We start from the raw sequence: 23,462 nt of genomic DNA, 5'->3' as shown, positions 1-23,462 counted from the left end.
AAGACTCCTAAGTAAGATAAGCATATTTTGAATAATTGTGTTCAAGCTCCATTTAGCTTTTTTGATATATTTAAACTACGTATCTTATGAACGTTTTTTCAAAGTAATAAAACGTCTGCCTGACAACAGAAGATTACATTGACTTTCTAATTGAAAGTAATTATCATTGGCGTTAGGTGAACATTATAACATAGAGGAGATTGAATCATGTATAATTACTTATCTAAAAATAGACTGTATGCCGTATTATTCATTGCTATAGTATTGCTTTTAGCTGCTTGTGGTAGCGATGACAATAATGATGCTACAGATAACGATTCGGACAGTAATACCGAAGAAAATACAGAGCAAACCGTAGATTCTGAAATGGGAGAAGTAACCATCCCTGCGAATCCGGAAAAAATATTAGCCCCTTATCACGAAGACACACTGCTAGCGCTTGGAATTACACCTACAGCAAAATGGGCAATTGGTGAAAGTGTACAAAACTATTTAGAAGAAGACCTTCAGGATGTAGAAACAATCGAATGGACAATGCCTTTAGAGCAAGTACTAAGCTATGAACCTGACCTAATTATATTAGAAAATAGTTTTGATAGCTATGAAGGAACTTATGAAGATTATTCAGCAATCGCACCTACCTATGTGATGAGCCAAGAAGAAACTTCAGACTGGCAAGTACAATTGACACGTTTTGGAGAGCTACTTGGTAAAGAAGATGAAGCTGAGCAAGCAATAGCTGATTATGAAACTAAAGTAGAAGAAGCAAATACGGAGCTTGAGGATATTTTAGAAGACGAGTCAGTAGCATTTATGTGGGTAGTTGGTGGTCAATACTTCTTATTTGAAGAAAATCGTCACGCTGCTAACATGGTTTACTCAGAATTAGGGGTAGAAGTTCCTCAACTAGTGAAAGATTTAGGCGAGACAGAAGCTACTTGGGACCCTATTTCTCTAGAAAAGTTATCAGAACTCGATGCAGATCATGTAGTCATCCTTGGACTTGAAGACGACGAAGGTATTGAAACGTTAAACAATAGTAATGTTTGGCAAAATACAAAAGCCGTTCAAAATGATCAAGTTTATCACATAGAAGACCAAAGCAATTGGACAAACAGTGGTATTAAAGCGTATGAACAAACAATCGATGAATTAATTAATATCTTTAAATAAAAAAACTAGAAGAGACTGAGACAAAAAAGTATTGCTCAAAAGACGAATGATATTAAGAAATACTCAAAGACTTAAGAGCTGAGTAGATTTTAAACGTCATTTATTTGGATTTATCTTTTGATTGATTACTTATGTTTCAGTCTTTTTCCAATTATTCATTGATTCCTCATTTATGGATATTTCTCCTTAGCTATAATTAAAGAGTCGAAGGTTAACTTTTTATGATAAATTAGAGACATTCTAATCTAATTGAAAATCATTATCATTGACGAATGACATTTTAACCAATAAAATGATAATAGCGTCAAAATGTACGTGTTTTGAACCGGGAGGCGATTACGTTGGATACATTGACAGCGAACAACTTAACACTCGGATTCGGTGATCGTATCATCATCGATGAACTAGATATCTCCATACCAAAAGGAGAAATCACTGTATTCATCGGCCCAAATGGATGTGGGAAATCAACGTTATTACGTTCTTTAGCTCGATTATTGAAGCCTAAGGACGGATCGGTTGTCCTAAACGGGCAAAATATAGCAAAAATGCGAACGAAAGAGGTTGCTCAAAACCTTTCTATATTACCACAATCTCCAGCAAGTCCTGAAGGGCTTACTGTTTATGAACTAGTAAAACAAGGCAGACATCCTTATCGCAAAATGATGAAACAATGGTCTCAAGAAGATGAAGATGCAGTTTTACGTGCACTTGAAGATACCAATATGCGTGAATTAATGAATGAACCAGTTGATTCTTTATCAGGTGGTCAACGCCAACGTGCGTGGATTGCTTTAACACTGGCACAAGAAACAGATATCATTCTATTGGATGAGCCAACTACTTATTTAGACTTAACTCATCAGATTGATGTTCTAGATTTACTATTCGAACTAAATGAAAAAGATAATCGTACGATCATAATGGTATTACATGACTTGAATCTTGCTAGCCGTTATGCTCATCACATCATAGCAATAAAAGATAAAAAGGTCTATGCACAAGGCAGACCAGAAGATACAATTTCAAGCGAGTTGGTTTCTGACGTATTTCGTATGCGTTGCAATATTGCCTGTGATCCAATTTTTGGAACACCAATGTGTATTCCCCATGGAAGAGGAAGAAATTGCGCTATAAAAGAATCTATGAATAACCCTGCTTCAACGGCTTTGTAAGCTGTTATTTATACCCCCTCAAAACTCATCGTTTTGAGGGGGTATCTTTTACTTCTTTTTATCGCCTATTTTTCAAAATAAGGATGACATTCTTTTTTCTTTCCGTTATAATGACAATAACATTTGAATCGAAAGGGTGAATCAAGGGAACATGAAGTACTAATCCTGTTATTAATCAAAGAAAATTCATATTGACATAAGAGACTATCGTGTGTAAACACCATCGATATGTTTTGTTGTGTTTAATTGGATTTTCCAGAACAGGATTAGCTTCTATCTTTCCTTGTATTTGTGCTATGGGATAGCTCTATTTCCCATAGACAATACCCGGTGCTACCCCCTGTTCTGGAAAAGAACGGGGGCTTTTTTGTCTCCTAAAAATAAAAAGGAGATGATTATATGACAATATTGGAAATCAATCATGTTCAGTATGCGATAAAAGAAAGAACATTAATAAATATTGATCAACTGTCTATTTCGGACAATGACCGCATTGGATTAGTTGGTCACAATGGAACTGGAAAATCAACACTTTTAGAATTATTGGCAAAAAAGCGAAACCCTGATTCCGGAAGCATAGAGATCTATACTCAAGTTGAACTTTTACCTCAACTAAAAAGAAAAGACACTACAAAAAGTGGCGGCGAGGTTACCCAAGAATATATTACTAATTCCTTAAAATCCAAGGCAGGACTTTTATTAGCAGATGAACCAACAACGAATCTCGATACCAAACACATTGAATGGGTGGAGAAAAAATTATCTGCTTGGGAAGGTGCATTAATCATTGTTTCCCATGACCGCTTTTTCTTAGATAAGCTTTGCACGAGCATTTGGGAACTAGAAGATAGTAAGATAAAAATCTACAAAGGAAATTATTCTGACTACCGAGAACAAAAAGATCTTGAGGTACAACAACAACAACATGCGTACGAACAATATCAACAAAAGAAACAACAACTTGAAACCGCAATCGAAAAAAAAGAGCATCGAGCACAAAGAGCTACCAAAAAACCGAAACAAGTAAGCCGCTCTGAAGCTAAAATCACAGGTGCAAAACCTTACTTTGCGAAAAAACAAAAGAAATTACAGAAGACAGCAAAAGCACTGGAAACACGGCTAGAAAATTTAGAAAAAGTAGAAAAAGTAAATGATACCCCTCCTATAAAAATGGCCTTACCCATGCAAGATAAAATATCTGGAAAAATCATCATACGAATGGAAGATGTAGAAGGAAAGGTATCAGGAAAACTATTATGGGAATCCACAAGCCTCTATGTTAAAGGTGGAGATAAACTAGCAATCATAGGAGAAAACGGAACTGGAAAAACGACTCTTATAAAAAAAATCATTAGTAATAATCCCAATGGAATTACTATTAATCCCTCCATAAAAATTGGTTATTTCAGTCAAAATCTATCAGTGCTTAATACAGAGAAATCCATTCTTGAAAACGTTCAGGAAACATCGAAGCAACAAGAATCACTGATTCGCACCGTTTTAGCTCGACTGCACTTTTTCCATGAAGATGTGCATAAACCGGTACATGTATTAAGTGGCGGAGAACAAGTCAAAGTAGCTTTTGCAAAACTGTTTGTGAGTGATATTAATATGCTTGTCCTCGATGAACCGACGAACTTTCTCGATATTGAAGCAGTTGAAGCACTAGAAAATTTATTACAAGGGTATGAAGGAACCATACTATTTGTATCTCACGATCGTCATTTCATTAATCAAATAGCAACCCGAATAGTAGAAATCAAAGAAAAACAATTGCATGCCTTCGATGGTAGTTATTCATCATATCAAGATGTACAAACTAAAACCCATGAACAAGAAGATGCTCTTGAGCAGCAAAAATTGATTATCGAAAATAAAATCACAGAAGTATTAGGGAAACTTAGCTTAAACCCATCTGAAGAATTAGATCAACAATTTCAAGAACTACTAAAAGAGAAAAAAACAGTTATTGAGCAAATTAATAATAAAATGTAACTGACGACGCATTTCTTTTCGAAATGCGTTCTCTTTTTACTTTTGATAAATTATATTAAGGGTATAACTAAACATATACACCGAAACTGAACTAAGAAAGGAACATACCATGTCAGATTCACACAATCATGAAGAAACAGCCCTCCATTTAGAGAATGTCAGCTTCTCTGATGGTGACATATCGATTATAAAACAAGTATCAGGGGTGATTCCAAAAGGAAAAATCACCACTTTTGTAGGACCATCTGGAGCTGGAAAAACAACTCTTTTCCGTCTGTGTAATGGTCTAATTTCACCTGATAAAGGTGAAATCCGTCTTTTTGGAGAATCTATTTCCACATTAGAGCCTACGACCGTAAGAAGAAATGTGGGACTAGCTTTGCAACAAGCGACTATGCTTAGTGGAACAGTTATGAAAAATCTTGCTTTACCTAAAACATTAAAAGGAGAATCGCTAGATGAATTGACAGCCCTCTCTCTTCTTGAACAAGTAGGACTGGATAAGGGATTATTACATCGTAATGTAGCAGATTTATCCGGAGGTCAGAAGCAAAAAATATCAATCGCACGAACATTGGTGAATGAACCGAGTATTCTTTTACTTGATGAAATCACCTCTTCGTTAGATCGTATATCTAAACGAGACATCGAGCAATTGATTAAAAAGCTAAACCAAGAAAATGGCGTTACAATTGCTTGGATTACGCATAATATTGAACAAGCTTTATCCATCGGTGATTACAGTTGGGTAATGATGAACGGATCACTATTGGAATCAGGTGACAGTAAACTTCTTGAAAATCCTAAGAGTCCAGCAGTTCGTGAATTTGTAAAGGGGGAATTATCATGACCATAGCAGCGCTGGCACTCTCATTAATTTTCGTCCTTATTCCCCTTGTATTGTCTAAATCATTAAATTTAGGATTAGAAAAAGACACACTTATAGCAACGATTCGTTCCATCATTCAATTATTTGCAGTTGGTTATGTGCTTGCTTTAGTATTTGAAGCTGACAACTACATTTTTATTATACTTATGGTTGTATTAATGATTACAGCAGCCACACACAATGCTCGAAAAAAAGGAGCTTCTATTAAGGGTATCACTTGGAAGCTCGTTACAACTTTTGTCCTTATTGAAGTGCTCACGCAAACAATTTTATTAGGATTTCAAATTACACCAGCAACTGCGCAATATATTATTCCAATTAGCGGAATGATGGTTGGGAATTCCATGGTATTATCAATTTTATTTTTAAATCGTTTCACCTCTGAGATCGAAACGAGAGAAAATGAAACGGAATTAATTCTTTCGCTTGGAGGTACTCCCCGACAAGCAATCCATACTTCGTTAATTCATTCTATTAAGGCAAGCCTGATTCCAACGATCGAGAGTCAGAAAACGATCGGATTGGTTCAATTACCTGGTATGATGAGTGGACAAATAATTGCTGGTGCAGATCCAATTCAAGCGGTTCAATTTCAATTACTTATCTTATTCTTATTACTAACAACTGCTTCCGTAACAAGTATTATGCTCGGTTTCTTATCTTACCCAACGCTCTTTAATGAAAAAATGCAAATGATAAAATTACGTACGAAACAAGGAAACTAATTGAAGTTTATTTGCTTGTATATGCGCTTGTAGACTTTTACAATAGTAATATCAAAACCTAAAGGAGAGATACAAATGACCCAAAACGTAAAACTCGGTAAGTCAGATGTAATCATTAACCCGATTGGTTTAGGCGCTAATGCAGTTGGCGGCCACAATATTTATCCAAATTTAGATGAAGAAGTTGGAAAATCTCTGGTTCAAACTGGAATAGAAAACGGGCTAGATTTTATTGATACAGCATATGGTTATGGAAATGGTCGCTCAGAAGAGTTAATTGGACAAGTATTAACAAGTATGGGAAATCGATCAGATGTTGTTCTTGCTACCAAGGCTGCACAAACAGTCATAGATGGAGAAGCAGGAGTTAATAATTCTCCAACCTTCTTAAAAGAAGCTGTTGACGACAGTCTAAAACGACTGCAAACCGATTATATTGATTTATTCTATATCCATTTTCCTGATGAAAAGACGCCTAAAGATGAAGCAGTCGGGGCACTGAAAGAATTAAAAGACGCAGGAAAAATACGAGCTATAGGAATATCAAATTTTTCACCAGAACAAGTGAAAGAAGCCAATAAGGATGGATATGTTGATGTACTACAGGGACATTACAATTTATTAAAACGAGATGCAGAGACAGATTATTTCCCTTACACTTTGGATAATCATATTACCTTTATCCCTTACTTCCCTTTCGCTTCTGGAATTTTAGCAGGTAAATATTCTGTAAACAGTACGTTCGAAGACTTCCGTTCTGATATGCCACATTATCAAGGTGATCAATTTAAACAAATACTGGCCAAAGTAGATCAGTTAAAACAGCTTGCTTCTGATAAAAATACCGAAGTTGCTCATATTGTATTAGCTTGGTATTTAAAGCATAACGCAATTGATGCTGTCATCCCTGGTGCTAAACGGCCTGAACAAGTCATTAATAACCTTAGGGCACTAGATGTAACACTTACTGATAATGAATTCAGTATAATTAGTGAGCTTTTTGCAAAATAATAGTTGATGTATAAAAAGTAAGAAGCTTGTACAGAATTTACTGCACTCTAAAGCATGTAAGATTTTTCTTTAGAGGAGCATGTGATCATTGTACAAGCTTCTTTTTTCAGATTAGTTGACAAGGTAATATACATTCGATAAAATAAACTTAATTAAAGATAGTTTAATTAAAAATATTAAGGAGGAATAATAATGTCTGAGAACTTTTCATTAAAAGCATTTGTTGTCATTATGAAGGCTTCCCGCACACTAGAGGAAATTACAAAAAAAGATATCAAAAAGCACGGAATGCGCACTTCAGATTTTACGATATTAGAAGCATTGTATCATAAAGGCAAGCAAACTATTCGAGAAATTTCAGAAGCAGTATTAATTAATACTGGCTCTATCACATATGTCATTGATAAATTAGAGAATAACGGACTTCTTACCCGTTCGAGTAATCCTGATGACCGTCGTGCCGTTTATATCGAAATTACCGATAAGGGAAAAGAGATTATGGATGATATTTTTCCAAAACACCAACGGGTAATCGAAGAACTATTTGATGGAATTTCAGAAGAAGAAAAACAAACTGTTATTGATGTATTAAAAAAAGTAGGAACAAAAAATATGGGAGAAATAAATGAAAGGAAGTGAAAGAATGCAACATATTTTCAAACCAGGTTCGAATAAAAATAAACCTACTCTTTTATTATTACACGGTACAGGTGGAACAGAAAACGACTTACTGCCACTAGCTGAAATTATTGATAACGAAGCAAATATACTCAGTGTGCGAGGAAACGTGTTAGAAAATGGCATGCCTCGATTCTTCCGTAGACTCGCAGAAGGTGTGTTTGATGAGGAGGACCTAATTAAACGAACAGAAGAATTGCATCAATTTCTGAATGAAGCAAGTGCGAAATATAATTTTGACCGCAATAAAATAACAGCAGTTGGCTATTCTAACGGGGCGAACATAGCAGCAAGTCTATTATTCCATTATGAAAACTCTATAGAGCAAGCACTTCTCCATCATCCAATGGTGCCACGAAGAGGGATCGAGCTTCCGAATTTAACTGGTAAACGTGTATTTATCGCAGCTGGAACCAATGATCCAATATGCGCGCCAAAGGAATCTGAGGAGTTAGAACAATTACTCAAAGAAGCTGGTGCTGAAACAAAGCTTCATTGGGAGAATCATGGACATCAGTTAACAATTAGCGAAGTTAGAACTGCAGCTAGCTGGTACAACTAAATGATATAATTTAAGAAGTCGGGACAAAAAAGTATTTACTCAAAACATAAATCAGATTGAATGACTTCTGAAAACCCGCTTCAGAAAGATACTTCGCTTATCCAGCGGTGGCTGGCGAGCCTCCGGATGCTTATGCATCTGGGTCTCACCTATGCCTTACTCCCAGGAGTAAATTTCTTACGCTTATTCTAGACCCCAATCCCCTTTAATTTCGGATAATGATATACACCATATAGGCAATGTAAAATAAAGCTAAAACTAATCCTTCTTTTCTTCCAATTCGATATTTCGTTCTTGAGAAAATAAGAAGTAAGACAGTTAAAATAATCATAAGCCATATATCCGTAAATATCTTTTCATTTACTGCAAGCGGTGTAATTACGGATGATGCACCTAACACAAATAAAATGTTAAAGATGTTACTTCCAACAATATTACCAAGTGCAATTTCACTTTCTTTTTTCAACGCAGCCGATATCGAAGTAACTAATTCAGGCAGGGAAGTTCCAATTGCAACAATCGTTAAACCGACAAGTGTTTCACTCATCCCTAATGAATAAGCAATTTCAGTAGCATTCGTTACAACAAGTTGACCTCCACCAATGATTCCAGCTAAACCAATAATGGTAATTAGTCCATTCTTCCCCCACGAAATATCTTCATTTGAAAAATCTTCCTCACTCGATTCTTTCCGGCTTTTTAAGCCAACTTCGATAATATAATACATAAAGATAGTTAAAAATAGTAACAGAATAAATCCATCACTTCTTGTTATCATATTCGAAGAAAGACCTTGAAGAAAAACATCGGACATAAGTATAAGTAAAGCGACACTTGCTAGTAAAGTAAATGGAATTTCTTTTTTTATTGTCTCATTTTGTACTCGAAGCGGAAAAATAAAAGCTGCTAAACCAACCGTGAGTGTTATATTAAAAATATTACTTCCTACGACATTACCAATGGATACATCTGCAGTTCCTTGTAATGCCGCAATAATACTAACAGTAGCTTCGGGTGAGCTCGTTCCTAATGCAACAATCGTTAACCCAATTAATATCGGTGGTACCCGGAGTAGTTTTGCAATATTAGATGAACCATCAACAAACCAGTCCGCTCCTTTTACTAACAATGCAAATCCTACTACCAACCAAACATACTCCACGTTTTCCACCCTTTCGATTATAAAAAGTAACTTGTATCCATTCTATCTTCTAATGGTTACTGCGTCCATTTCTATTGTTTACTACTTAATAAAATCATATTCCCTGCTGAATCTATGACGATATCATCCTCTGCCTTATATCCTAAACGAGTTAATCGGTGAATAGCAGCTTGTTTTTTATCTTCAGAAGGATAACGCAACGTATAATATTTTATCCCGACTTCATTTTTTTGCGGGCTAGGTGCACCTTCTCCATTCCAGATATTAACCGCTAAGTGATGGTGATAGCCCCCATCGGATAAAAACAATGCACCTGGGTATCTTGTGACAATTTGAAACCCTAGACCCTCTGTGTAAAATTCCTTAGCTTTTGATAAATCGTCCACATGTAAATGAAGATGCCCAACAATGGTATTCTCTGGAGCACTATTCCATTTATGTTGAATAGCAGCTTCTAATAAACCATGCGCATCAAGGGGTTCTGTGCTCATGGTGACTTGATTATCTACATTCCATGACCATTCAGAGGAAGGACGGTCCCTTGCAATCTCTAAGCCATTTCCATCTGGATCTGAAATATATATCGCTTCGCTTACAATATGATCAGAAGCTCCAATTTTCACCTGATTTGAAATATCCAATTGCATAAAATGACGTAAAAAAGCTCCTAGGTCTTCCTTGGTTGGAAGTAATATAGCCACATGATATAAGCCTGTGGTTCTTCGTTGTTTTGAGATTACGTTCGTTGGTTGCTCCAAGGTTAGGATTACATCTTGACCATTGGCGCTGAGTTTTACTTGATTATTCTCTTTTCTTAATACATGTAACCCAAGTACCTCTTCATAAAATAAAATCGATCTTTCTAAATCACTTACTTGAAGTGTAACGTCTTGGATATACATTGTTGGTGTTTCAAAAAATTTATTTTCCATATTTATTCCCTCTTTTATTATGTTTAAATAGTAACTTACTTTATGTAATTAATTATATCTTTATAATTGAACCTGGTCAATATTGTCCAGCTTACCATCTATTGTTACCTGTGGGATAAATAATTTGCAGTAAAATAAAAACAGACCTTCATTTAAAAAGTCTGTTTTCTATTCAATATCATTCATGTTTAAAAGTTAAAGTAGCACCTTAAACAAACTCTTTTACATACTATCTCTTTTTTCTTCCCAAAGTTTTAAACGTTCTTCATGTGATACTTCTTTGTATACTTGATGTAACATCCATAAATATCCAAAAGGGTCAATAAACATAGCATTCGAAACGCCGTAGTCAGGAAGGTCTGTCACGGCTTGTACTTCAACACATCCCAGTTCCATCGCCTTAGTGTATGTGTCATTAATGTCAGGAACTAATACATTAAACCATATTGTTTTAGGATCATCTTGGCTTGGAGCTATTAATTCAAATTTTGGATTTTCATCCAGCATATGAAAACGTACTCCATAGAGACTGAAAATAACCTCGTTCTCACCCTTCGAGAATTTTGAAACCTCGACTCGCTCAATATCAAATATCTTCTCGTAATACTCCAATGCTTTTAAGCTATCTGATACTACTAAATCAATTTCTACTCCAGTCATTTTTATCACTCCTTTTATTTTTTTATCGTAGAGAGGGGTAAGAAAGCACACTTTCTTTAAAAAAAGTTACAAGTTACTATTGCCTAACCTATCTCAACCAAAAGTACAGAATCGTGAAAAAATCGTAGAAGCTAGTTTTCCTACTTCTACTTTATTAAATATCAAATTAATTTTACTATACTTAACAATCCGTTAGAAATATTATTTACTAAATTATAATGATTATATGCATTTTGACCGATTATAAGTAATTAAATGAAATTTTGTCAAATATAGTTCATTACAACTATTGTATTAATGGTTGTCTAAGACGTAAATTTATATTAGAATTTTATGAATAATTGAAAAAGTTACTATTTGAAGTTTGCTTTAAGGAGTTTTGATATGGATAATTCAAAAAATGCTAATAACCTCATGACTATTGTGATGCCTTTATGTATGGTATTAGGTTGTATTATCGGTATCATTTTAGGCATTGTCTTTCAATTAAACTTACTCTTGTCAATAACTATAGGAATTATACTAGGTTTTGCCAGCGGAATCATTGCCTACGTTATTTATAGTATAAAAGAAAAATAAAAAGAAGTTAAAAAAGCGTGTTCCTAAACACGCTTCTTTTTAATGGAGATTTAGTAGAGTTTTCATCGTTAATTACGAGAAAAATGTAGATTATACATGTACGAAAAAAAACATAATTAGTAGGGAAAACATTATGTTAGCAAAAATATTACTATAACTTATCAACCCTCCTCATATAGATATTTGTCCAACTATTATAAATTTAGTAAGGGACAAAAAGTAATAAACAATGCAATTAGTTTTTTGAGAATCTATGAATGCTTTTTACACAAATTTTACACAATACTATTTACAAATCTAGATAAACACTGTTATCATAATTTAGGTTTAACGTGGTTCGTAACCATCCCACGCAAAAAAACTAGGAGGACAATTAAATATGAACGTAAAAACGTTAGTAATTAATGGCTTAATAGCGGCTTTATATGTCGTTGTCTCTATAGCTATTGCACCATTCGGTTTTACAAATATACAATTTCGCATTTCAGAAATGTTTAATCATTTAGTCGTATTTGATAAGCGTTATTTCTTTGGAATTGTAATTGGAGTGTTTATCGTTAATCTTAATTCACCACTTGGTTGGTATGACCTCGTATTCGGGGTTGCTCACTCTGTTATTTCACTAGGAATTATTATTATCTTATCTAAATATATTAAGGACAAATTAACGCTCTTATTTCTAAATACGATTGTATTTACGTTTAATATGTTTATCATTGCGTTTGCATTGAACCTTGCACTAGAACTTCCTTTCTGGTTTACTTGGTTAACAACTGCAATTGGAGAATTTGGTGTACTATTAATCGGTATTCCATTATTCTTTGCTTTGCACAAGCGACTACGTTTTGATAAGCTCATATAAAGTAAAAAGAACCTTAGACAAGTCTAAGGTTCTTTTTTGAAAGTCTACCATTTAAGAGAGGATGGGACAAAATGATTGTTAGAGAAAGAGAAGATGAATTGATATTAATAACACAAGATGATCATGCTCAAATATCAGGAGATATACTCGATAATTGGAATTTGGATCACTTTCAAGGTGAAGAATGGAGAGATTCTGTTCTTTATGCTGCTTACCAACATGATTTGGGGTGGAAAGAATTTGATCGCCAACCATTTTGGAATGATGTCACCAATCAACCTTATACATTTGCCGATTTCCCTAATGTACCTAAAACCGTATTATATAAGTATGGAATTAATGAAGTAGAAAAAGTGGATTTATACGCTGCATTACTGTGTAGTGAACATTACAAAAGATTTTTAGCTAATAATACTTCTCTTGAAGCACAAGCTTTTGTTGAACATGAAGAAACAAGACAAGAACGTATCATAGGGACACTTCCGAATTTCAACAAACGTTTGTTTGAATTTCATTACGGACTGCTCCAAATTTCAGATAATCTTTCATTATTTGCTTGTATGAACGAGCCTGGTGCTACCGGAGAAAAACAACATCCATTTTTCAAAAAAGGAATTCCAACGAATCATACTTTACATCATGTACTCAATGAACAGCTACAAATAAACTGGCAAAATGAAGACACCATTGTTATGGATAACTTTCCATTTGATAAACCTTTTCCTATTTCTATTCAATATAAACAAGTATCCAGACAAAAAATTCAACAACATGGTCTTGTAGAAGCCTATGAACAAGCAACTCTAGAACAGCATCCCGTACTTATTTCTTCTCCAAGTCATATTAAAAAGGCTTCCGAGTAATTCGAAAGCCTTTTTCTGTGCTATCCCCCCCACTGATATGGAGTTTCTTGATAAACATAATAATTTAACCAATTGGAAAATAGTAGACTACAATGACTTTTCCAACGATATTTCGGATCCTTTTTCGGATTGTCGTCGGGAAAATAATTTTCTGGAATGGCCGTATCAATACCTCTTTGATGGTCACGAAGATATTCTTCTGCTAAAGTCTCTGCACTATATTCTAGATGCCCCGTTGCCATAATGTGCTTTCCATCTTTTGAAGCGAGTAAGAATACCCCAGCATCATCCGATTTTGCTAATAATTGTAGATCTGGATGTGTTTCAATCTCATCTATAGATACATCAGTATACCTAGAATGTGGTGCAAAGAAATAATCATCAAACCCTCGCACTAAACGTTCATGCGGATGAAGCAGCTTATGCTCATATACACCAAAACACTTTTGTGGCAAATGATATTTATCAATACCATAATGATGATAAAGAGCTGCCTGTGCCCCCCAACAAATATGCAATGTTGACGTAACATTATCTTTAGACCAATTCATTATCTCCTGTAATTCTTTCCAATAATCTACCTCCTCAAATGGCAAATGCTCTACAGGCGATCCTGTAATAATCATCCCGTCAAACTTCTTGGATTTTATTTCTTTAAACTTCTTATAAAAAGTATCCAAATGATACTTACTCGTATTCTTTGATTCATGCGAGGACATTCGTAAAAATGAAATATGAACTTGCAGAGGTGTGTTACCTAGAAATCGCAATAATTGCGTTTCTGTCTTTTGCTTTTCAGGCATTAAATTGAGGATTAATATATTCAGTGGTCGTATATCTTGCGTAATCGCACGTTGTTCATCCATCACAAAAATATTCTCTTTTTCTAATATATCTTTTGCAGGTAGGTGTATCGGTATTTTAATCGGCATCTCTCGTACCCTCCACAATTACAAATAAGTTATATTTATTGTAAAGCCTCACGTGAAAAGTTCAACCCTATTTTGAAAATTTCATCTAAAAGATACAGATAATTACCCTTTCATTCACTTACTTTTTTTACTTTTTTTGATGAGTTCCGATGTTTTACGAAGGTCCTCCATTTTATAATCTACATAACTTTTATAAACATCTATTGAAATAAACATCTGTATGCTCCTCCTCGAATATTTCTCACACTCTTTATTCTATTAACTCGGGATATTTTCGTCGTCGGCTAGTGGACCGATTTTATAGAACAAAGGCGCATGCGCCGGACATGGCTATTTAAGTTATTTAGTTATACACAGTACACAAATTTTTATAAACTCTATGCATGCACAAAAAAATGCTACTAGGACAGTAGCATTTTCTGTAACTTCAGATGTATGGTTTATCCTCCCAAGCCGAAAATACTGAAATGGTAGGAACAATCAAACCTTCATTTTGCATATCATAATATTTACCTTTATCCACCCACATAGCATCGACAACTTCATCTTCTTGAAAAGATAGCTCATCAATAGCTACATTCGAACGAAACAACCAAATATCTTGATGCGAGACATTTTTAGTTTGTTGAAGAATTAACTTCCCATCTTCTGGTATTAATTGCAACCCTATTTCCTCCGATACTTCTCTTAATACTGCTTGGAGACTATTTTCACCTTGAATAGCTGAGCCTCCAGTGTTCTCCCAGAATCCTCCGAAAGGCTTATGTGGATGCCTTTTTGATAACAAAACTTCATCCTTATCATTTTTTACCCATGCACGAACCACAAGATGAAAACACCCCTCGGGAATCTCTATTCCTCTTTGATGTGTTTTCCCTATTTTGTTTCGATTTATATCATATAAATCCCATATTTCCATTAGATTAAGCCACCTTTACTGTGAGAATATAGTTGTCTATTTACGGTCTAACTTTCCTAACTATGTTTCTAGGTGGTTGAATCTTTGAAGTGCCTGAAAGTTAATAGGCAAATTAAAGAAGTACAATAATGATCTAATAGATACTCCTTTTGGTAGCCCTTCTAATTCGATTGACTTATTCGTGCTTTTCGCTGTTGAAAATCAACATCTTTATAGTATGCATTTTTAACAAGTACATTGGGTCCTAAGCAAGATACTGCAGGACAATGACAATTTAAGCTTTTAGCAGTCTTTGTCTCCATCCAACGATCGTATGTGTTAGGTAAAGAATCCGCTTTTATATTTCCTAGCTTTGGTTCATCACCAAAGTCCGTAACAATTATATCACCCGTAAAAATATTTACATTCAACCGGGAACGACCATCTGGGTCATTACGAACGGAAACATTGGGTTCTTTGTATAGACGCTTGAGCAATTCGATATCATTATCATTTCCACTGCATGCATAGAATGGCAAAGTCCCAAATAACATCCATAAGTCTTGGTTTCGATGATTTAACAATCGAGTAATCCCTTCTCGCATCTCATCTAAGGACAGAATCTCTAGATTTTCTGCAAAATCTACTGGATACATTGGATGGATTTCATGGCGAGCACAACCCATTTCCAGTACATGATTATGAATACTTTCTAAATGCGGAAATGTTCGTTTGTTCAACATTGTTTCAGCAGAAACCATCACACCTTCTTTGGATAATCGTTGTGCATTTTCTACCATCCTTTCAAAATACTTGGCACGATTTTCTTCAGAAGGTTTTCGGTCCATTAATGCAAATCCTGTCTCCGCAAATTCTTCAACCGTTCCCCAGTTATGTGAAATATGTAATACATCTAAAAAGGGAACAATTTCTTCATATCGATTATATGGCAAAGTTAAGTTGGAATTCATCTGTGTCTTAATGCCACGCCTATGGGCATATTTCAGTAAAGGCAAGACATATTGACGAACCGATTTTTTATTCATCATTGGTTCCCCACCTGTAATACTTAACGTTCGCAAATGTGGGATTTCATCTAATCGCTTCTCTATCAGTTCCATTGGCAATGCATCTGGATCCATTTGTTGTAAGGTATACCCTACAGCGCAATGTGCACAACGCATATTACACATATACGTCGTTGTAAATTCAATATTAGATAATGTCATTTTCCCGTGTTCCTTTACATCCATGTAAGCTTCCCATGGATCATTGGTTGGTGACATTGGTTGATTTATTGTACGTACACTCATTTTTTACAAAACTTCCTTTCTATTTACCTTATTCATTTTAACATGCCTACCATTTCTTGCTTACCCCTCATTTATAATTGACCGAGATTTACACAGAAAAAATACTGAAATTCCGATTATTTTTAATCCCATTGGAAAAGATAAAAAAGAATATATTTGTTTGTATTGACTAAAATCAAATGAAATGAGGAACAAACATGACAAAAAAAGATGAATCTATGAACAAAAGTAACTTAGAAAATGATATGTCACTTACAAATCGTCAAGGTCATCCTGTCACAAACAATCAAAACATACGCACAGTGAGTAACCGAGGTCCTGCTACATTAGAAAACTATGATTTCATTGAGAAAATTAGTCATTTTGACCGTGAAAAAATTCCAGAAAGAATCGTTCATGCACGAGGAGCTGGAGCCCATGGATACTTTGAAACGTATGGTACTGTTGGAAATGATCCAGTGTCCAAATATACACGAGCAAAAGTATTTCAAGATAAAGGTAAACAAACTCCTGTATTTGTACGTTTTTCTACAGTAGTACATGGAAATCACTCTCCAGAAACGGTTCGTGATCCACGTGGGTTTGCTGTGAAATTTTATACTGAGGACGGAAACTGGGATTTAGTAGGAAATAACCTCAAAATATTTTTTATTCGTGATGCAATGAAATTCCCAGATATGATTCACGCCTTCCGTCCTGATCCAGTAACTAATATCCAAGATTCTGAAAGATTCTTTGATTTTTGTGCAAACTCTCCTGAATCCTTTCATATGGTGACCTTTGTATATTCACCTTGGGGAATTCCAGCAAATTACCGGATGATGCAAGGCTCTGGAGTGAATACGTATAAATGGGTTAATAAAGATGGTGAGGCTGTACTTGTGAAGTATCACTGGGAACCAAAGCAAGGCATTAAAAATTTAACTACCAAAGAAGCTGAAGAGATTCAAGCTACCAACTTCAACCATGCGACACAAGATTTATACGATGCAATCGAAAATGGAGACTACCCAGAATGGGAGTTATTTGTTCAAATTATGAGTGATGGTGAACATCCAGAACTAGACTTTGACCCTTTAGACGATACTAAATTGTGGCCAGAGGATCAGTTCCCATGGCATCCAGTCGGTAAAATGGTATTAAATAAAAACCCTGAAAATTACTTTACAGAAGTAGAACAAGCCGCATTTGGAACTGGCGTTTTAGTAGATGGATTAGACTTCTCTGACGATAAAATGCTGCAAGGAAGGACGTTCTCTTATTCCGATACTCAACGCTATCGTGTAGGAGCAAACTATCTGCAAGTACCAGTTAATGAATCTAAGAAACGTGTCGCTACCAACCATGAAGGTGGTCAACTGCGTCAGAAAAATGATAAAGCACCTGCACAAAATCCACATATCAACTATGAGCCATCTGTACTTGGAGGCCTAGAAGAAACAGAACAAACCGGTAAAGAATACACGCCTCACATTGAGGGGAATCTTGTACGCGAATCCATTGATCGGAACGATAATACAAAACAAGCTGGACATACATTCCGTGAATTCGAGGAATGGGAAAAAGCAGAATTAATTTCCAATTTAGTCGGTGACTTATCTGTAAGTGACCAACGCATTCAAGATAAAATGATTGCGTTAGCAGAAGAAGCAGACGAAGAATATGGCAGACGTTTACGTGAAGGATTAGCGGAAGCGAAGAAAATGGGTACACCACATAATCCTTTAGGTGCAAAAGATGCTGAACAAGCGCCGAAAAAAGCAATAGACAAAGGACATGAGGCTGATCCGTATTAAGTTGAAAAATATAAAAACCCGAACTATCAAATCTGTAGTTCGGGTTTTTATATGACCATGTTAATGAGTTACCATTTCCGCTTCGTCTCTTGAATTCTGGGCACTCATCATGCTTATAAGTTACCTTTTTCGCCTCGTCTTCCGTATTATGGGCACTCATTAAGCTTTTGAGTTACCTTATCAGCCTCGTCTTCCGTATTATGGGCACTCATTAAGCTTTTGAGTTACCTTATCAGCCTTGTCCTCCGTATTATGGGCACTCATTAAGCTTTTGAGTTACCTTATCAGCCTCGTCCTCCGTATTATGGGCACTCATCATGCTTTTGAGTTACCTTATCAGCCTTGTCTTCCGTATTATGGGCACTCATCATGCTTATAAGTTACCTTTTTCGCCTCGCCCTCCGTATTATGGGGCACTCATCATGCTTATAAGTTACCTTTTTCGCCTCGTCTTCCGTATTATGGGCACTCATTAAGCTTTTGAGTTACCTTATCAGCCTCGTCCTCCGTATTATGGGCACTCATCTCATCGGCATTTTTCCTGTTAAGATGAATGTTCTACTATTTCAGATGGTTTCATCCATCTTGATACTAATCCATGCTTTGGTGATAAAAGAAAGCTTATTAAGAAAATAAGTCCAGTTGCAAATGCCATTGATCCAGAAATAGATGTATCTAGCCAAGTTGCAATCCAATATCCAACGATAGCTGCTAATACACCAAAACTTCCACTCAACAGTAACATAACAATCAACTTATCTGTCCATAAATACGCTGCTGCTGCTGGAGTAATTAACATGGCCACAACGAGTATCGCACCTACCGCATCAAAAGAAGCTACAGTGGTTACCGAGACTAGTGTCATAAACACATAATGTAGTAACAATACTGGTATACCAATACTTGCAGCTAAAGCTGGATCAAAGGACGTTATTTTCCATTCCTTATAGAAAGCAACGATAAAGAAAATAACAATCAATAATACTATCGCTAATAATGCCGTAGCCCGAGGTATATCTCCGATTATCGGGAGACTTACAGTTGTAAACGGAATAAACGTAATTTCACCCATTAATGCGTGTTTTACATCAAGATGAACATTCCCAACTGAAGTAGATATTAAGATGACACCGATAGCAAATAACGTAGTAAATACAATCCCTAGTGAGGCATCATGTTGTACTTTTAGGGAGTTTAACATTTGAACAAGAAATGCTGTTAATATTCCAGCTAAAATTCCTCCAACTAGCATCGCAGTTCCACTTAATTGTTGTGTAACCATATAGGCCAACACAATTCCTAATAAAACCGTATGACTTATTGCATCCGCCATCATCGCTTGCTTTCTCAAAATCAGAAATACACCAATTAATCCACAGGAAAGGCCAACAAGTGCAGCAGTTAAAATAATCCAAGCTGTATACGTCATGATGCATCACCATCTTTTATAGCTAATATACTATTGGAATTTCGTTGTTGTATCTTAAATTGAATATAACGAATGATAATACCTTTCTCTTTTCCAAATAATAAAGAACCAATAAAGAATATCGCAGAAGCTACAACGATAAATGGTCCAGTTGGCAGGCCACTACCTGTTGAACTAATCCATGAACCAACTGCTCCCGATATCCCTCCAAATGTTGCAGATAGTAGAATCATATATCTAAAGGAATGCGTCCAGTATCTTGCGCTAACTGCTGGAATAATAAGCATCGCTGCCATTAAAATGACTCCAACTGCCTGAATCCCGATTACAATCGTGGTTACGAGAACAAGTGTATAAAGTGCATTCATTCCACGTATAGACATCCCTATTCCTTTTGCAAAAGAAGCATCGAATAAGTAAAGCTTCCATTCTTTAAATCCAATAAATACGATAAATATAACAATCCCAGCAAGTACAATCATTGTCACTACGTCAGAGCGAACCATTGCGGCAGCTTGCCCGTAGATGAAGCTGTCTAATCCACTTTGATTACCACCCGCAGAACGATTAGCAATAGATAACAGCATTACTCCAACACCGTAAAATACAGAAAGAACCATACCCATTGCTGTATCCTCGGTTATTCGACTAGATCCTGTTATCCATTGGACTAAAAAGGCCCCAAGCAACGCACTCGTAGCCGCTCCAAGCACTAGCAATAATAAATTTTTCTCGCCAATGATTAAAAAGGCAATAACTACTCCAGGTAAGGCGGCATGAGAAAGCGCATCACTCATTAGATTTTGTTTTTTCCAATAAGCTAAGCAGCCAATAACACCTGCTGCTATTCCTAAGATAGCAGTGCTAAGTAGTACCCACATTGTATTACTATGAAGTAGTGTGGACCACATACTGATCTCCCTCTCCAATCCATTGCATATTACCGCCATATGTTTTCGCTATGTTCTCTTTGGTAAAGATGTCGTCCGTCTTTCCATACGCATATACTGTACGATTTAAAAATAGTACATGATCAAAATATTCCGGAACTGTCTGTAAATCATGATGCACAACCATTACTGTTTTTCCTTGTTGTTTTAATTCCTGGAGAATTGCCATAATTGCTTTTTCTGTAGACGCATCTACTCCAGCTAGTGGTTCATCCATAAAGTATAAATCAGCATTTTGAACTAAAGCACGTGCTAAAAAGACACGCTGTTGTTGCCCTCCAGAAAGTTGACTGATTTGACGATGCGCATAGGCATTCATCCCCATCTTATCCAACGCTTCCATCGCTTTCTCTTTGTCTTTTTTCGAAGGTGTACGAAGCCAACCGATCTTGCCATAGAGCCCCATCGTCACTACATCTAAGGCATCAGTAGGAAAATCCCAATCAACCGAACCACGCTGCGGTACATATCCAATCTTTTTCTTCGTTTTTTTGAACGTCTGTCCCCAAAAGTTTACCTTACCAGTTAATATTGGATGAAGTCCGAGCATCGTTTTAATTAAAGTTGATTTTCCTGCACCATTTGGTCCAACGATTCCTGTTAGTGTACCTTCTTCCACTCGAAACTGAACATTCTCTAATACTTTATTTTTTTGATAAGAAGCAGATAAATCATCTACATGTATGACAGATGACCCCACTTTAATCATCTCCTCTAGTTAATGCTTCATGAATGGTATCTATATTATGCTGATACATGCCAATATAAGTACCTTCATCTGTACCTTTTTCACCCATTGCGTCCGAGAATAATTCTCCACCAAGTTGTACATCTACACCATTACTCGAAGCACCTTCAATAACTGCATTGATGGAATCTTGGTTTACGCTACTTTCAACAAAAATTGCCGGCACTTTGTATTCCTCAATTAATCCAATAGTTTCATTAATATCTGAAACGCCAATTTCACCTTCTGTACTTAGACCTTGTAGTCCAACTACTTCCATGTCATGCTGGTTTCCAAAATAACCAAATGCATCATGAGCAGTTACTAACACACGTTGCTCTTCCGGTATTTCTTCTAGCTTTTCTGCACTCTCTCGTAAGCTATCTAACTCTTCAAAATAGGCTTGTTTATTCGCTTCAAATTCGTCTGCATGTTCTGGTGCATATTCTTTTAATTCTTCAACCGCTGCATTTAGAGCGCTCTCCCAAAGGTCTATATCAAACCAAATATGCGGATCTACCGCCCCTTCTTCGTCTTCTAGTAATTGTTCTTCTGAAAGTGTATCTCCAATTGCTAAGACAGGTTTTTCAGTACCGATAGAATCAAATACATCGACCATATTCACTTCCAAATTTAACCCATTATAAAAGATTAAATCTGCACTATCGACTTTTGAGATATCGCTTTGTGTCGGATTGTATAAATGCGGGTCCACCGAAGGTCCCATCAAACTTTCAACATTTACATGTTCTCCACCAATTACAGATAGAGGTTCACCGATTTGCGCAATAGTCGTGACTACATTTATTTTTTCCTCTTTATTACTAGTAGTCTCTTCACTTGATCCACATGCTGCTAAAAATAATAGTCCAACAATCATTGCTAATCCCCATATGTTTTTCTTAAAACTTTTCATTTTGTATTCCCCTTTCAATTTTGCCTTAGGTAAACTTTATTCGTTAATCCCTACATTATGCTTAGTTTTTTATTTTGTCAAGTAAATTTTATGTAGGATACTTTTTTGCGTCAAGGAAACTTTTTTACTATAAAAAAAGAGGTCAGGGCAATAGTATTTACTCAAAAGATACATTTAAATGAACTGCTTTAGAAATATACTGCACTATGCATCGGGAAACTTACCTTTGTATTCCTCAAAAAAAATCTTCGTATATTTCTTATGTTCATTCTAATCCACTCGTCTTTTGAACAAAACTTTTTATGCCTCAACCTCTTATCCTTTCAAGGAATCATGAATAACATTTAAAATCGAATGTAATTTTTTTGCTTCAACCTGTCCCGGTGCTGAAGCTTGTTTACCTGAAGCAAATGTGATTGCTGAACCAAATACTTCTCCAGCTAAACGACTTATTACTCCTTCTCCTCCCATTGACATGGTAACAATTGGTATCTTACTTTGTTCATTCATATCAGATGTTGCAGAAAGCAAAGTTAGAACATCTGTATTACTATGAGGCATCACAGCAATTTTTCCAATATCAGCCTCGTAATCAGCTGCTAATTTTAGACGCGATATGATTTCTTCATGTGAAGGCGTCTGATTAAAATCATGATTAGAAATAACCACTTTTTGGTTATGCAAATGAGCAAAAGAAACAAGCTCTTTTACTAACTTCTCACCTCGATGCAGTTCAACATCAATCATGTTGGTCAGCTCTGACTCGATCACGAAACGATTAATTTCCTTATATTTTTCCAGAGTGACTTTTCTCCCTCCACCTTCTTCTTTTGTCCGGAAAGTAAATAATAGAGGGAAATTGGGTATTTCTTGGTTTATTTTTTGTAGCATACTTTTTACCGCTTCTTTATTTTCAATTTCTTGGAATAAATCTCCTCTCCACTCGACTAAATCAACTTTGATTGTTTGTAGTAAATCTAACTCGTCATTTATTTCTTTCTTAGTAGCTCCTGTTATCGGAACACACACTTTCGGTTTTCCCTCTCCGATAGATAAATTCTTCACACGAACAACGTTTTTCATTGACGCTCACCCCTCTTATCACCATAGTATATCAAAATATTTCACTTGCCTATTGACTTTAATCTTTTTTAGTTTTATAGTTATACACATGAGTATATAACCATATAACCATAATGGTATAGTAGGTGGTGAAAACATTGAACCAGTTAGAT

23 protein-coding genes and 1 riboswitch are annotated in these 23,462 nt (G+C 35.7%); of the genes, 12 read left to right on the top strand and 11 right to left on the bottom strand.

Annotation, left to right across the window (positions count from 1 at the left end; genetic code table 11):
• Window positions 1-207 precede the first annotated feature (207 nt).
• From C794_RS02255 to C794_RS02220, 8 genes are all read left to right on the top strand, one after another.
• Window positions 208-1,173, top strand: a complete 966-nt coding sequence (locus C794_RS02255; RefSeq protein WP_017795522.1) for an iron-hydroxamate ABC transporter substrate-binding protein — start codon at window positions 208-210, stop codon at window positions 1,171-1,173.
• 341 nt (window positions 1,174-1,514) lie between these two features.
• Window positions 1,515-2,348, top strand: coding sequence for an ABC transporter ATP-binding protein (locus tag C794_RS02250; RefSeq protein WP_017795521.1), 834 nt, complete (start codon window positions 1,515-1,517; stop codon window positions 2,346-2,348).
• 399 nt (window positions 2,349-2,747) lie between these two features.
• Window positions 2,748-4,343 (top strand): Vga family ABC-F type ribosomal protection protein, encoded by a 1,596-nt coding sequence (locus C794_RS02245; protein ID WP_017795520.1) that lies wholly within the window; start codon window positions 2,748-2,750, stop codon window positions 4,341-4,343.
• 109 nt (window positions 4,344-4,452) lie between these two features.
• A complete protein-coding gene (locus C794_RS02240) occupies window positions 4,453-5,193 on the top strand; it encodes an ABC transporter ATP-binding protein (RefSeq protein ID WP_017795519.1) in 741 nt (246 codons plus the stop codon).
• Entirely contained in the window at window positions 5,190-5,957 is a 768-nt protein-coding gene (locus C794_RS02235; protein ID WP_017795518.1) for an ABC transporter permease, read from the top strand. Before C794_RS02240 ends, C794_RS02235 begins: the two co-directional genes overlap by 4 nt.
• A 75-nt stretch (window positions 5,958-6,032) precedes the next feature.
• Entirely contained in the window at window positions 6,033-6,968 is a 936-nt protein-coding gene (locus C794_RS02230; RefSeq protein ID WP_017795517.1) for an aldo/keto reductase, read from the top strand.
• 192 nt (window positions 6,969-7,160) lie between these two features.
• A complete protein-coding gene (locus C794_RS02225) occupies window positions 7,161-7,607 on the top strand; it encodes a MarR family winged helix-turn-helix transcriptional regulator (RefSeq protein ID WP_017795516.1) in 447 nt (148 codons plus the stop codon).
• A 4-nt stretch (window positions 7,608-7,611) separates the two neighbouring features.
• Window positions 7,612-8,208 (top strand): alpha/beta hydrolase, encoded by a 597-nt coding sequence (locus C794_RS02220; RefSeq protein WP_026133693.1) that lies wholly within the window; start codon window positions 7,612-7,614, stop codon window positions 8,206-8,208.
• Window positions 8,209-8,413: 205 nt separating this feature from the next.
• Here C794_RS02220 and C794_RS02215 read toward each other — a convergent pair whose 3' ends face one another.
• The 3 genes from C794_RS02215 to C794_RS02205 form a co-directional block, all read right to left on the bottom strand.
• Window positions 8,414-9,370, bottom strand: coding sequence for a calcium/sodium antiporter (locus C794_RS02215; protein WP_017795514.1), 957 nt, complete (start codon window positions 9,368-9,370; stop codon window positions 8,414-8,416).
• A gap of 71 nt (window positions 9,371-9,441) precedes the next feature.
• Window positions 9,442-10,302: a VOC family protein gene (locus tag C794_RS02210; protein WP_017795513.1), complete on the bottom strand. Its 861-nt coding sequence runs from the start codon at window positions 10,300-10,302 to the stop codon at window positions 9,442-9,444.
• A 222-nt stretch (window positions 10,303-10,524) separates the two neighbouring features.
• On the bottom strand, window positions 10,525-10,962 hold the full coding sequence (locus C794_RS02205; RefSeq protein WP_017795512.1) for a VOC family protein: 438 nt from the start codon (window positions 10,960-10,962) through the stop codon (window positions 10,525-10,527).
• A 384-nt stretch (window positions 10,963-11,346) separates the two neighbouring features.
• Here C794_RS02205 and C794_RS19620 point away from each other — a divergent pair, with 384 nt between their 5' ends.
• The 3 genes from C794_RS19620 to C794_RS02190 all read left to right on the top strand — a co-directional run bounded on the left by C794_RS19620 (window position 11,347) and on the right by C794_RS02190 (window position 13,266).
• Window positions 11,347-11,541: a hypothetical protein gene (locus C794_RS19620; RefSeq protein WP_017795511.1), complete on the top strand. Its 195-nt coding sequence runs from the start codon at window positions 11,347-11,349 to the stop codon at window positions 11,539-11,541.
• Window positions 11,542-11,867: 326 nt separating this feature from the next.
• A riboswitch (PreQ1 riboswitch) is annotated at window positions 11,868-11,912 on the top strand.
• Between the two features lie 8 nt (window positions 11,913-11,920).
• On the top strand, window positions 11,921-12,403 hold the full coding sequence (locus C794_RS02195) for a QueT transporter family protein (RefSeq protein WP_017795510.1): 483 nt from the start codon (window positions 11,921-11,923) through the stop codon (window positions 12,401-12,403).
• 71 nt (window positions 12,404-12,474) lie between these two features.
• Entirely contained in the window at window positions 12,475-13,266 is a 792-nt protein-coding gene (locus tag C794_RS02190; RefSeq protein WP_017795509.1) for a DUF3891 family protein, read from the top strand.
• 20 nt (window positions 13,267-13,286) lie between these two features.
• Here the strand turns inward: C794_RS02190 and metA are convergent, their stop codons facing one another.
• The 3 genes from metA to yfkAB form a co-directional block, all read right to left on the bottom strand.
• Complete coding sequence (gene metA, locus C794_RS02185) at window positions 13,287-14,198, bottom strand: homoserine O-acetyltransferase MetA (RefSeq protein ID WP_017795508.1); 912 nt, start codon at window positions 14,196-14,198, stop codon at window positions 13,287-13,289.
• Window positions 14,199-14,625: 427 nt separating this feature from the next.
• On the bottom strand, window positions 14,626-15,117 hold the full coding sequence (locus C794_RS02175; protein ID WP_017795506.1) for an NUDIX hydrolase: 492 nt from the start codon (window positions 15,115-15,117) through the stop codon (window positions 14,626-14,628).
• A 161-nt stretch (window positions 15,118-15,278) separates the two neighbouring features.
• Window positions 15,279-16,409, bottom strand: coding sequence for a radical SAM/CxCxxxxC motif protein YfkAB (yfkAB, locus tag C794_RS02170; protein WP_017795505.1), 1,131 nt, complete (start codon window positions 16,407-16,409; stop codon window positions 15,279-15,281).
• A 197-nt stretch (window positions 16,410-16,606) separates the two neighbouring features.
• On the opposite strand from yfkAB, the gene C794_RS02165 reads away from it, so the two are divergent.
• On the top strand, window positions 16,607-18,205 hold the full coding sequence (locus C794_RS02165) for a catalase (protein WP_017795504.1): 1,599 nt from the start codon (window positions 16,607-16,609) through the stop codon (window positions 18,203-18,205).
• A gap of 544 nt (window positions 18,206-18,749) precedes the next feature.
• Here C794_RS02165 and C794_RS02160 read toward each other — a convergent pair.
• The 5 genes from C794_RS02160 to aroD all read right to left on the bottom strand — a co-directional run bounded on the left by C794_RS02160 (window position 18,750) and on the right by aroD (window position 23,310).
• Window positions 18,750-19,634 (bottom strand): metal ABC transporter permease, encoded by an 885-nt coding sequence (locus C794_RS02160; protein ID WP_017795503.1) that lies wholly within the window; start codon window positions 19,632-19,634, stop codon window positions 18,750-18,752.
• Complete coding sequence (locus tag C794_RS02155; protein ID WP_017795502.1) at window positions 19,631-20,545, bottom strand: metal ABC transporter permease; 915 nt, start codon at window positions 20,543-20,545, stop codon at window positions 19,631-19,633. The genes C794_RS02160 and C794_RS02155 overlap by 4 nt, the downstream gene beginning before the upstream one ends.
• Window positions 20,523-21,293: a metal ABC transporter ATP-binding protein gene (locus C794_RS02150; protein WP_039819562.1), complete on the bottom strand. Its 771-nt coding sequence runs from the start codon at window positions 21,291-21,293 to the stop codon at window positions 20,523-20,525. The genes C794_RS02155 and C794_RS02150 overlap by 23 nt, the downstream gene beginning before the upstream one ends.
• A complete protein-coding gene (locus C794_RS02145) occupies window positions 21,286-22,227 on the bottom strand; it encodes a metal ABC transporter solute-binding protein, Zn/Mn family (protein WP_017795500.1) in 942 nt (313 codons plus the stop codon). The genes C794_RS02150 and C794_RS02145 overlap by 8 nt, the downstream gene beginning before the upstream one ends.
• A 315-nt stretch (window positions 22,228-22,542) precedes the next feature.
• A complete protein-coding gene (aroD, locus tag C794_RS02140) occupies window positions 22,543-23,310 on the bottom strand; it encodes a type I 3-dehydroquinate dehydratase (protein ID WP_017795499.1) in 768 nt (255 codons plus the stop codon).
• Between the last annotated feature and the right edge of the window lie 152 nt (window positions 23,311-23,462).

This window comes from Oceanobacillus kimchii X50 (assembly GCF_000340475.1).
GTDB classification, from domain to species: Bacteria; Bacillota; Bacilli; order Bacillales; family Amphibacillaceae; genus Oceanobacillus; species Oceanobacillus kimchii.
This window is presented reverse-complemented; position numbering and strand designations above follow the sequence as displayed.

Bases quoted from the DNA above. Each gene is read 5' to 3' on its own strand.
- C794_RS02255 (WP_017795522.1), top strand. From the start codon at position 208: ATGTATAATTACTTATCTAAAAATAGACTGTATGCCGTATTATTCATT.
- C794_RS02245 (WP_017795520.1), top strand. From the start codon at position 2,748: ATGACAATATTGGAAATCAATCATGTTCAGTATGCGATAAAAGAAAGA.
- C794_RS02240 (WP_017795519.1), top strand. From the start codon at position 4,453: ATGTCAGATTCACACAATCATGAAGAAACAGCCCTCCATTTAGAGAAT.
- C794_RS02235 (WP_017795518.1), top strand. From the start codon at position 5,190: ATGACCATAGCAGCGCTGGCACTCTCATTAATTTTCGTCCTTATTCCC.
- C794_RS02230 (WP_017795517.1), top strand. From the start codon at position 6,033: ATGACCCAAAACGTAAAACTCGGTAAGTCAGATGTAATCATTAACCCG.
- C794_RS02225 (WP_017795516.1), top strand. From the start codon at position 7,161: ATGTCTGAGAACTTTTCATTAAAAGCATTTGTTGTCATTATGAAGGCT.
- C794_RS02220 (WP_026133693.1), top strand. From the start codon at position 7,612: ATGCAACATATTTTCAAACCAGGTTCGAATAAAAATAAACCTACTCTT.
- C794_RS02210 (WP_017795513.1), bottom strand. From the start codon at position 10,302: ATGGAAAATAAATTTTTTGAAACACCAACAATGTATATCCAAGACGTT.
- C794_RS02205 (WP_017795512.1), bottom strand. From the start codon at position 10,962: ATGACTGGAGTAGAAATTGATTTAGTAGTATCAGATAGCTTAAAAGCA.
- C794_RS19620 (WP_017795511.1), top strand. From the start codon at position 11,347: ATGGATAATTCAAAAAATGCTAATAACCTCATGACTATTGTGATGCCT.
- C794_RS02195 (WP_017795510.1), top strand. From the start codon at position 11,921: ATGAACGTAAAAACGTTAGTAATTAATGGCTTAATAGCGGCTTTATAT.
- C794_RS02190 (WP_017795509.1), top strand. From the start codon at position 12,475: ATGATTGTTAGAGAAAGAGAAGATGAATTGATATTAATAACACAAGAT.
- metA (WP_017795508.1), bottom strand. From the start codon at position 14,198: ATGCCGATTAAAATACCGATACACCTACCTGCAAAAGATATATTAGAA.
- C794_RS02175 (WP_017795506.1), bottom strand. From the start codon at position 15,117: ATGGAAATATGGGATTTATATGATATAAATCGAAACAAAATAGGGAAA.
- yfkAB (WP_017795505.1), bottom strand. From the start codon at position 16,409: ATGAGTGTACGTACAATAAATCAACCAATGTCACCAACCAATGATCCA.
- C794_RS02165 (WP_017795504.1), top strand. From the start codon at position 16,607: ATGACAAAAAAAGATGAATCTATGAACAAAAGTAACTTAGAAAATGAT.
- C794_RS02160 (WP_017795503.1), bottom strand. From the start codon at position 19,634: ATGACGTATACAGCTTGGATTATTTTAACTGCTGCACTTGTTGGCCTT.
- C794_RS02155 (WP_017795502.1), bottom strand. From the start codon at position 20,545: ATGTGGTCCACACTACTTCATAGTAATACAATGTGGGTACTACTTAGC.
- C794_RS02150 (WP_039819562.1), bottom strand. From the start codon at position 21,293: ATGATTAAAGTGGGGTCATCTGTCATACATGTAGATGATTTATCTGCT.
- C794_RS02145 (WP_017795500.1), bottom strand. From the start codon at position 22,227: ATGAAAAGTTTTAAGAAAAACATATGGGGATTAGCAATGATTGTTGGA.
- aroD (WP_017795499.1), bottom strand. From the start codon at position 23,310: ATGAAAAACGTTGTTCGTGTGAAGAATTTATCTATCGGAGAGGGAAAA.